This window comes from Mycobacterium sp. TH-M116 (assembly GCF_057473685.1).
Genome location: NZ_JBYCLC010000223.1, coordinates 1 through 2710 on the forward strand (window position 1 = coordinate 1; position 2710 = coordinate 2710).

3 protein-coding genes are annotated in these 2710 nt (G+C 62.7%); all 3 read left to right on the forward strand.

Features of this window, described 5'->3' with window-relative positions; all coding sequences use genetic code 11:
* Nucleotides 1-215: 215 nt before the first annotated feature.
* The 3 genes from AC2VOK_RS11405 to AC2VOK_RS11415 all read left to right on the forward strand — a co-directional run bounded on the left by AC2VOK_RS11405 (nt 216) and on the right by AC2VOK_RS11415 (nt 2605).
* Nucleotides 216-1360, forward strand: a protein-coding gene (locus tag AC2VOK_RS11405; RefSeq protein WP_407689303.1) for an IS3 family transposase whose coding sequence is annotated in 2 segments (ribosomal slippage) — nt 216-483 and nt 483-1360 — 1146 coding nt in all. Because the reading frame shifts where the segments join, the coding sequence is not laid out codon by codon here.
* 655 nt (nt 1361-2015) lie between these two features.
* Complete coding sequence (locus tag AC2VOK_RS11410) at nt 2016-2195, forward strand: hypothetical protein (protein ID WP_407689301.1); 180 nt, start codon at nt 2016-2018, stop codon at nt 2193-2195.
* A 104-nt stretch (nt 2196-2299) separates the two neighbouring features.
* Nucleotides 2300-2605, forward strand: coding sequence for a ribbon-helix-helix protein, CopG family (locus AC2VOK_RS11415; RefSeq protein WP_407689302.1), 306 nt, complete (start codon nt 2300-2302; stop codon nt 2603-2605).
* Nucleotides 2606-2710 lie beyond the last annotated feature (105 nt).

Below are 2710 nucleotides of genomic sequence, written 5' to 3' on the forward strand. Positions count from 1 at the left end.
TTAGCGCCTCGTCGGCCTGCTCAGGTGTGACTCCATGCTTGGCGATGTAGTCACCGCGTCTGGACCAGTCGACCAACACACCTAAATGTAATACATGGCCGTATTACATTTCAAGTGTTTTCGCGGCCATGCCCTGGCATGTCCCCGGTGAATGAGTCCGCCTTGTTTTAGAGTCCTGTGGCCCCGAACGGGGGCTGGAAGGGACGATGAAGAACATGGCTGGCCGGAAGAAGCATTCCGCTGAGGACGTGGTGCGTAAGCTGCGCCGCGCTGATGAGCTCGCTGCGGCGGGCAAGACCAACGAAGAGATCGCGGCCGAGTTGGAGGTGTCGCCGGCCACGCTGTACAACTGGCGGCGCAGCTATGGCGGCATGGACGTGGACGCGGCCAAAGAACTCAAAGAGCTACGGGAACAGAACACCCGCCTCAAGCGGCTGCTGGCCGAGGCCGAGCTGGAAAAAGACGCCCTGCGGGAGGTCGCCAAGGGAAAATTCTGAGCCCGGACGCCAAACGCCGCGCTGTGGACATGCTCAAAGACGTGCTGGGCATGTCAGAACGGCTGGCGTGCAAGGCGGTCGGGCTGGCCCGCTCCACCTATCGCCGCACCCCGCTGGCGGCTACCCCGGCTGACCCTGACGCGCCGCTACGGGCCTGGCTGCGGGACTATTCCGCCAAACACCCCTGCCATGGGTTTCGCCGCGCCTGGGCGGCCCTGCGCCACGACGAACACCGTGAGGTGAACAAGAAGAAGGTGCACCGGCTGTGGAAGCAGGAGGGGCTGCAGCGCCGGGTGCACAGCCCGCGTAAACGCTGCGGGGCCTGCACCGCCCCGCAGGTCGAGGCAGACGCGCCCAAGGTGGTGTGGGCGCTGGATTTCCAGTTCGATTCCACCATCGACGGCAAAGCGGTCAAGATCGCCTCGATGCTCGACGAGCACACCCGAGAATCGCTGCTGAACATCGTGGAGCGCTCGATTACTGCCCAGCGGCTCATCGCCGAGCTGGAGCGGGTGTTCGCCGCGGCTGGCGGTCCACCGAAGGTGCTGCGGATGGATAATGGCCCTGAGCTTATTTCCCAAGCGCTGCAATCGTTTTGCGCTGGAAAGGTGGGGCTGTCCTACATCCCGCCCGGGACCCCATGGAACAACGGCTACATCGAATCGTTCAACAACCGGCTACGAAGGGAGTGCCTCAACCGCAACCACTGGACCAACCTGCTCGAAGCCCGCGTGGTCATCGGCGACTTCAAGCACGAACACAACCATCGACACCGTCACTCAGCGCTGGGCTACCTCACCCCCGCCGAGTACGCTGCCCGATGCAGCCACACCCATCACCCCGTGGCCTGCGAGATCAACTGAAATCGGTATCAACACAACCTGGCTCCAAAACCAGGCGGACCGACTATCGGGGACCTGCCAGCCCCGTCGTCCGAGGCACTCTGCACGCACTGCTGAAGCGGGTAGATTATCGACTTGCGACGAAGGCCAAATGTCTGTGTTGCGCAATGGAATTCGCTGGTCATGCTGCGTGAATTACGACAGAGTGGCCCAAGGTTACTGAGGCGTCGTTAATCCACCCACCGGCCAGGAGCCCGGTTGCGCACTGTTGGTAGAATGGCGGACGCGGTCGTGCCGGCCAGGTCCAGCGCTGGCGCTGGGAGCTAATCGGTGGCGGAGGAGTGGCCGAGACCGGCGTAGCCGCAGGGTGTATTTCTCGGTGTCGACGACGTACCAGAGTTGCCCGCCCCCTGTTGGCCTCGTATTGCCATTGCTTTATTGCGACACCGCGGTGCACAACACTGGCGAGCCGGTCTACGAACGGGTGGTGTCGGCCCATCGCTACCGGTTTGTCCGGCCGGGCACGCAGTTCTTGCCACGCCTCCGCGGTATTGGCCGGCGCTTGCCGGCATAACGCCTCCCAACCCTTTGCGGCTTCGCTGGTGGCAAGCCGCTGCTCCGGTCGGTAACCGCAGAAAACAGAGCAGATGCCATACGTTTGTAATACACTGGCCTGGTGACCGAGTTGCATTGGCCGAGCGACGCGGTGACCCACATGTGGGACAAGCACAGCACCACAGTTGAGATGGCAACCGAGGCCGTCAACGATCCCGACGTGGTGGGGTTTATCCCCGATCCCAAAAGCCGCTCGGGCAAAAGTAGCCGGTTCATTGGATTCTCGCCGACCGCAGATTGAGTGCTCGTCGTCATCGTCGTTAGCTACGAGGACCGGCAATACGGTGCGAACTGCTGGCCTGCCAACCTCACCGACCAGAGCACATACCGGGAAAGGAACAACCAGTGAACAACGAGCTCAGCCACCTGCTCGACGAGGCGCGCGAGTTGGAAGCCGTCGACAGCTCTGAATACACCACCGCGTCGGCCACCCACCCCAACCGCGAAAAGGCCCAAACCCTTACCGTGCGCCTCACCGCCGATGAGATGACCCGGCTACGCGCCGCTGCCGCAGAACGCGGCCTACCGGTATCGGCCGTGGTGCGCACGGCCATCGCCCACGAACTGGCGCCAGAACGCGACGACGGCACCCGCGCACTTATCACCGCGCTACATGATCACGACCTCACTGTCGTCAGAACGGCGAAGTGACTGCGGCGCAATGGTTCACGGTCAAGCCCGGCGTGTCGATGTCCTTGGCCAGCCGACTGACAGGTGATCCTGAGTCAAGGGGGTAGATTCCCGACTTGTAACAAA